This window comes from Pseudanabaena biceps PCC 7429, from assembly GCF_000332215.1.
Lineage (GTDB): Bacteria > Cyanobacteriota > Cyanobacteriia > Pseudanabaenales > Pseudanabaenaceae > Pseudanabaena > Pseudanabaena biceps.
The window spans coordinates 1-7,015 of sequence record NZ_ALWB01000257.1; the positions used below are offsets into that span (position 1 = coordinate 1).

General features: G+C 44.0%; 5 protein-coding genes. 1 reads left to right on the plus strand and 4 read right to left on the minus strand.

Features of this window, described 5'->3' with window-relative positions:
• The first annotated feature begins 90 nt into the window (after window positions 1–90).
• A complete protein-coding gene (locus PSE7429_RS20065; protein ID WP_009629182.1) occupies window positions 91–816 on the plus strand; it encodes a tRNA1(Val) (adenine(37)-N6)-methyltransferase in 726 nt (241 codons plus the stop codon).
• Window positions 817–1,043: 227 nt separating this feature from the next.
• On the opposite strand, the gene purE is transcribed toward PSE7429_RS20065, so the two are convergent.
• The 4 genes from purE to PSE7429_RS23920 all read right to left on the minus strand — a co-directional run bounded on the left by purE (window position 1,044) and on the right by PSE7429_RS23920 (window position 6,695).
• On the minus strand, window positions 1,044–1,565 hold the full coding sequence (purE, locus tag PSE7429_RS20075; RefSeq protein ID WP_009629183.1) for a 5-(carboxyamino)imidazole ribonucleotide mutase: 522 nt from the start codon (window positions 1,563–1,565) through the stop codon (window positions 1,044–1,046).
• 242 nt (window positions 1,566–1,807) lie between these two features.
• Window positions 1,808–3,637 carry a serine/threonine protein kinase gene (locus PSE7429_RS20080; RefSeq protein WP_009629185.1) on the minus strand — a complete coding sequence of 610 codons (1,830 nt, stop codon included), beginning with the start codon at window positions 3,635–3,637 and terminating at the stop codon, window positions 1,808–1,810.
• A gap of 20 nt (window positions 3,638–3,657) precedes the next feature.
• Window positions 3,658–4,770, minus strand: coding sequence for a BLUF domain-containing protein (locus PSE7429_RS20085; RefSeq protein ID WP_009629186.1), 1,113 nt, complete (start codon window positions 4,768–4,770; stop codon window positions 3,658–3,660).
• 299 nt (window positions 4,771–5,069) lie between these two features.
• The gene (locus tag PSE7429_RS23920) at window positions 5,070–6,695 is read right to left on the minus strand and encodes an adenylate/guanylate cyclase domain-containing protein (RefSeq protein ID WP_009629187.1); all 1,626 of its coding nucleotides are present in this window, start codon (window positions 6,693–6,695) and stop codon (window positions 5,070–5,072) included.
• Window positions 6,696–7,015 lie beyond the last annotated feature (320 nt).

Below are 7,015 nucleotides of genomic sequence, written 5' to 3' on the forward strand. Positions count from 1 at the left end.
CTGGCGGCGCTTCGCGCCGCCAGTCAATTCTTGGGGTTTATGTCCTAGTACAATTGGCGACAGCTATACTTATGCCTAGCTACTTATTTTATGAGAATTCAAAATTCTTCTTTTCGCTTTAAAAAATTTACGGTCAATCAAGATCGCTGTGCGATGAAGGTAGGGACTGATGGCATTCTGTTAGGTGCGTCTGCGAGTCTACCCGATCCCGCTCAAATTCTGGATATCGGGACTGGGACTGGATTGCTAGCACTAATGCTAGCGCAGCGATCGCCATCGGTAAAGACGACGATCGATGCCGTGGAAATTGATACTGAGTCATACCATCAGGCAAAAGAGAATATCCAGCAATCACCTTGGGGCGATCGCATTAATATCTATCAAGCCAGAATTCAAGACTTCGCGATCGCCTGTCCCCATCAATACGATCTCATTATTTCTAATCCACCTTTTTTTATTAATAGTTACAAGTCACCCCAAGCATCCAGAAACTTGGCTCGACATAGCGATAGTCTGCCGCAAACTGACATTCTTCAGATCGCTCGTCAGTTACTCAAACCCCACGGTCATTTGGCAATTATTTACCCTACCGACTTGGCTCAAAAATTTTTAGATCATGCGAGGGATTTTGATCTGTTTTGCGATCGCAAAGTCTATATCAAACCCATACCCCAGAGTGCAATCGAACGCATATTGCTAGAGTTGAGTCCCACTAAATATCCTGTCCAAGAGACTTTCCTAACCATCGAAGAGGAGAAACATGTTTATACACAAGATTACCTTAGGTTAGTAAAAGACTTTTATTTGTATTTATAGCTGTCGCCGTAAAGGTTGGCGCAAAGCGCCAACCCTTTCTTCTTATACCAATTCCCACAATGGCAACGCCATTGTGGGAATCTCAAAGTGATCGCACCAAATAGCGATCAAATTCCAGCAATTATCGATCAAACGAACCACAAGGAAATTTTTGAAAGCGTTGCGAAGCAACGCTTTCAAAAATTTCCTTGGTTTGGGTTTGAGCGCAAAGCGCTGTAACAATCGCATCACATCTGTTGCAGGTATCTTTCACTTCCTAAATCATCGAGTTTACTTTGCTTTTCCATTACCATATCCGCTAGGGATTGACGATAGGTAATTACGCGTTCGAGCAGTTCGGTATTGTGGCTAGCGAGCATCTGTACCGCAAGCAGTCCTGCATTATCAGCATTGCCGATCGCTACCGTGGCAACGGGTATACCCTTAGGCATCTGCACAATCGAATAGAGCGAATCCACACCATTAAGCTGTCGAGTGGAAACGGGTACACCAATTACAGGCAGAGGAGAAAGCGCCGCCACCATTCCAGGAAGATGCGCCGCACCGCCCGCCCCCGCAATAATCACCTTAATGCCGCGTATATGGGCATTATTGGCAAATTCTACCATTCGATGAGGGGTGCGGTGAGCGGAGATAATTGCGACTTCATAGGGAATTTGAAACTTTTGACAAATGGCGATCGCGCCTTGCATGGTTGGCAGATCGGAGTCACTGCCCATAATGATACTGACTTGTGGTGGATTTTGCATCTTCTCGGTCTTAATCTAGATTTTTAAACATTTTTGAATATAGCAACGTAATACCAAAACTAAAAATGGCTACGCCATTTTTAGTTTTTCAAACCCTTACTAGGTTTGGGTTTTAATTCACAAATTTAATTCACGAAAGTGTAACAACACTTTTGTGAATTGGTATAAGGTTTGCTCAGGACATAAACCCTCAAAGATGAGTGGCGGCGCAAAGCGCCGCCACTCATCTGCCATAGCATAGATTACTGTCTTTGCGTTTCATTAATTTGCCACTGTTTCGACGATTCATCCCAGACTAAACTCATCCTAAGGGTTTCAGGGAAAATCGCCTTACCCTTTTGGTAGGTGATATCCATATCAATGATTGCGGAATTCTCTTTAGATTCAACAATCCGCACACCATTAACAGAAACTTGACTCACAGTTCCCCACCAATCGGTAAAAGACTTATATCCACCAGCGCGATCGCGTTGAAATTTTGGGGTGAGATTGCGCCATGCATTTTGAAATTGGCGATCGTTGATCAGGTTGTAATAATCTCGGACGGCTTGCTCAGGAGAAGGTCTTGTCGGTGATGGAGTTGCCGTTGGTGATTTTGTGGGAGTCGCCGTTGGAGAAGGGGAGGGGGAGGATGAAGGGGGCAAATCGCTTCCTGTAAAGCGTTGAGAACTAGCTTTAGCATCAAGACTGGCGTAGGCGCAATAGGCATCATCAATATATTTGAGATGTTCTTGCAACTTCACAATACAACTATCTAAATCTTTAAATTGGCTGGTATATACCTGCTGAAATTGATTATTTCCTAAGTTGGGATAGTCGGGTATCCAAAACATGCCAGCATCTTTATACCCTAGTGACTTTAACTTCTCTACTCGAAACCCAGCCGATTCTTTGTCTTTATAAGCAGAATCGGCAAGAAAATAGAAGGGAACTTTAGCAACGGGTCTATTGAAGGGAGAGAATTTGTTCCAAAGAGCAACAATACCGCCATTTTGCGAGATGACAACACCTAAAGCGATCGCCGCGCCGATCGCCCCACCCACGATTACCGTAGCTACGATCTGCCCTAATATCTTTTTCTGCGGATTTTGCTGCGATTGGTAAACATAGACTGAGTGATCGGGAGGTTGAGCGGAAATGGATTGCTGGGGAGTGAAAGGAGGGGTATAGCCTCTGGGTGTTACCGCCACAGTCTGCATATTCGACATCGCTGGCGAAATGGGAACTTGCTTAGGAGCATTTTGACGGATTTGACTTTGCTGTAGGGCTTCCAGCATTTCCCTCGCAGAACTATAGCGATCGCGCGGATCGAATTGGAGCACCTTTGTAAAGATAGATTTTAAGGCTGTGCTAATGTTAACGACATGAGACTGCCATAGCACCTCTCCTGTTTGCGGATCAGTACCCAATTCTTGCGGATATTTTCCCGTTAAGGCAAAGATGGCGGTGAGCGCAAGGCTATAGAGATCGCTCGCAAAAAAAGGTCGTCCCGCCGCCTGTTCTGATGCCATAAACCCTGGCGTACCAATGACGATCGAATGAGCCTGTTGCGTCGAGCTGCGGATCGTACTGACATTGAGGGTTTCTTTGACTGCCCCAAAGTCAATTAATACGGGTTCTCCCGATCGCAAAATAATATTATCAGGCTTGATATCTCGATGAATAATACCGCGATCGTGAACGTAGATCAGCGTTTGGAGAATACTAATCATTAATTGTCTGACGGCATCTTCAGCCCACTTCCCGCCACGTTCGATCGTTTCGGTTAGGGTCAGTCCATCAATCCATTCTTGGACTAGATAAAACAATCCATTTTCCGCAAAGTTAGCATAAAGCTTAGGAATATAGCGATTTTCCTCTCCCAAAGTTTCTAAGACCGCTGCTTCGCGATGAAACCTTTGCTGTAATAACTCATACATTTGCGGATTATCCGCGACAGGTTTAAGCTGCTTGATCACGCATCGACGGTTGGATGGCATTTTGGTGTCTTCAGCCAGATAGGTTTCCCCAAAGCCGCCACTGCCTAGGACGCTAGTGACGCGATAGCGGTTATCTAAAAGGTTTGACATCATGGAGTTTATATTTATCGCTACTAGCGATCGTACAGCATAAATAGTGTTTTGCGTTGTTTGCTAGGTTCTGACGTTTCACTTCCGATTAGATCGAGCTGTTCCCTAATTTCTTGGTTGAGGGCATAAAAATCTGATTTTTGAGAAGTTAAAGGAGCATCAATGGAATAAACCTCAACGATCGCTTCTCTACCTTTCGCATAAAAATCTCCCAGCCTTAATGGTTTCCAAGAATCGCTAAGCCCCTCCCTCACCGCCGCCGAAAACACTAAAAATCGATTTAACTGTCTAGTAAGCGATTCAATTCTAGCTGCCACATTTACCGCATCGCCAATGATCGTATATTCTTTTTTGGTTTGAGAACCAATATTCCCTTCTAAAACCGTTCCCTTAGACAACCCAATCCCCACATAAAGCACGCGCAAAGGGCTATTAACAGGTGATTGATTGCGTAAATTTTCTAGTTCTGACAGAACATCGAGACTTGCTTGTAGAGCTTCATCGGCGTGATCGCCATCAAAATAAGCCATCACGCAATCGCCAATAAACTTCGTAACTTCGCCTCCCCTTGCGGCGATCGCATTAGTACAAACTGTAAAAAATTGATTGAGCAACTCCACAACTTCGGTTACTTGCAGCTTTTCCGTGATACTAGCGAAACTCATTATATCGGCGAAGAAGATGATCTTCTCGGTGTAGCGTGGAATCAGCGTGAGCGGATTAATTCCATTCTCCATCGCTTGCAAAACCCCTGAATGGGTATAATTTGCTAAAATTATTTTGGATTCCCCCAGAGTTTGCAAGAGGATCTTGATCGGTTGCAATAACAAATCATTTTTTTCATCTAGTATAATGATCTCCATCGGCCAGTCTGGAAACCATCTTTGTTCGATATTCTCTTCAGATTTAAGACAGCGAATTTGATGGTGGCGCTCATCTTTTAAGATTTTGGCATATAGGCGATCGACCCGCCCATCTTCTCCTTCTAAAATCTGAAAGAACATACTGCCACAGGACATCAATACCCCTGTAATGTCTTCTTGAGAATTATGCTTTTGCGAGACATGACCAATACTCTCGATTTCTGATTTGATCAGCGATCGCGAGAAGTTGCTGATATAGGTTATCCTTTTCATAAAGTTGCGATATAGAGCATAACGAAAGAATTCAATAAATTAAAACTCGCTCCCATTATTTGTAGCCTGAACGACAACAGAAACGTAATCGGCAATAAGGCGTAAACGAAAATTATAAAAAACTTTAAACTATTTGTATCATATAATACCAATTCACAAAAGTGTAACAACACTTTTGTGAATTAAAAACTAAGCCTAGCAAGGGTTTTCAAAGCTCAAAATGGCTACGCCATTTTGAGCTTTGGTCTGAGGACAAAATTAAATTTCTAAAAGAGTATCATTGCTTCTCTCATTGGCTTCTAAGCTATCTTGAGTTTGGTATTAATCTCTTTCCTGCTATTTAGCCAATAGGTCATCATTTCTCCCTTGCCTTTAACCATGATTATGCCGCGTTTTTCACAATTAAATTGTTCGCGGATGCGGATATAGGTAGATTCTGTAACCTGAATGGCATTTGCTGTTCCTAAGGATTCCATACGGCTAGCAACATTGACCGTATCGCCCCAAAGATCGTAAATAAATTTCTTTGTCCCGATCACGCCTGCAACTACTGGACCAGAATTAATCCCAATTCGCATCGCAATTTGTACGCCATCGCGAGATTTAATATGGGCGATCGCTTTTTGCATATCGAGAGCCATATTGGCGATCGCGATCGCATGATCGCCTCTAGGCTGAGGCAATCCACTCACAACCATATAGGCATCGCCGATCGTTTTAATCTTTTCAAGTTTATGGCGATCGCACAAATTGTCAAAGATAGAAAAGATGCGATTGAGCAGACCGACGACTTCTGTGGGGGACATATTACTAGAGAGTTCGGTAAAGCCAACAATATCGGCAAACAAAACCGATACTTCTTCAAATCCATCCGCCATCGATGCGCGACTATGCTTGAGTTTTTTGGCAATTCCTTCGGGCAACATATTTAGCAATAGGCTTTCCGAGCGATCTCTTTCTGCCTGTAGTTCTTGCTGGATACGAATGCGTTCCGTTACGTCACGAAAGTACCACACCATGCCATAAAACTTACCTTCGGGAGAATGTACCTGTCCCGAATAGCAATCAAACACGCGATCATTTGCAAGATAAATCTCTTGTTGGGTATATATTTCTGTCGAATCGTAGGCATTTTCTAGAGCTTCCACCAGTCCTTCTGGTAGTTGGAGGTGATGCTGTAACAGGCTCAACAAGCCTCCATATTCCACGGATTGCAGTACGGCTTCAGGGATTTGCCACAACTGACAAAAACGGTTGTTATAGCTCACAATCCGTCCTTGCTCGTCCACTGCCAATACTCCATCTACGGAGGCTTCGCGCTGCGATTTCAAAAGGGAATTGCTGCGTTGTAAGGCTTCCTCAATTTCTCGACCTTGATCAATGCTGGTCAATTGATGCGATCGCCATAGGGAGATCGCGACCTGTTGACATAGCGATCGCAAAACTTGGCATAGTTCAGGTTGGTATAAATTTTCCCGATCATAATCTTCTAAATAAATTGCCCCCAATAAATTGCCCGATTCCCATAGTGGAATACATAGGGCGGCTTGGGGGGGATGCTCGCGCCAATAGGGATCGCAGGCAAAATGGGCTGAGGGTTGTTTCTGACTCCAGTGCGTTTCCATCCGATCGCGGAGCGCCTCGCGCACCATTAAGGGCAAACTCGTAGGATTGGCGCAGTCGATGGGTAAATGTTGGATTATTTCTCGATTTGGCGATCGCTCTGCAAGGGTTGCCATGCTCGGTAATTCTTCTCGATCTACTAAAATCACCGCACCCAACTGTGATTCTGAGATATTGAGAATGACCTTAAGACTCAAACTGATTAGCCGATCGACATTTACTTCCCGTGAAATTTCAACGGTGGCTTGAAGTACTGCGACAAGATTAAAGTTGGGCTGGTTGCTAATGTTCGTTGCGCTCATCAGTTCGATTGGGGATGTTGAGGGCAAAGACTCGATTTGCGATCGTTATGTAAGTAGCTGGGCATAATTAAAACCCAGAGTCAAAACCTGTAGCGTGCGCTACAGGTTTTGGGATTTTATATTTAATTGCGCCTAGCTACTTAGCAACTATCGGATATCTCTATCAGAGCCAGAAAAATTCACACGATCTTAACCAACCTGATTAACTTGTAGCATCAGACATTTTACGTAACCTCAACATGATATTGCCGATAACCCAAGAAGAGAATAGCGGCGCTTCGCGCCGCTATTCTCTTCTTGGGTTTTATACCAAAACTAAA

What these genes read in the sequence shown, in the direction of transcription:
- PSE7429_RS20065 (WP_009629182.1), top strand. Translation starts at nt 91, where the DNA reads ATGAGAATTCAAAATTCTTCTTTTCGCTTTAAAAAATTTACGGTCAAT.
- PSE7429_RS20080 (WP_009629185.1), bottom strand. Translation starts at nt 3,637, where the DNA reads ATGATGTCAAACCTTTTAGATAACCGCTATCGCGTCACTAGCGTCCTA.
- PSE7429_RS23920 (WP_009629187.1), bottom strand. Translation starts at nt 6,695, where the DNA reads ATGAGCGCAACGAACATTAGCAACCAGCCCAACTTTAATCTTGTCGCA.
- purE (WP_009629183.1), bottom strand. Translation starts at nt 1,565, where the DNA reads ATGCAAAATCCACCACAAGTCAGTATCATTATGGGCAGTGACTCCGAT.
- PSE7429_RS20085 (WP_009629186.1), bottom strand. Translation starts at nt 4,770, where the DNA reads ATGAAAAGGATAACCTATATCAGCAACTTCTCGCGATCGCTGATCAAA.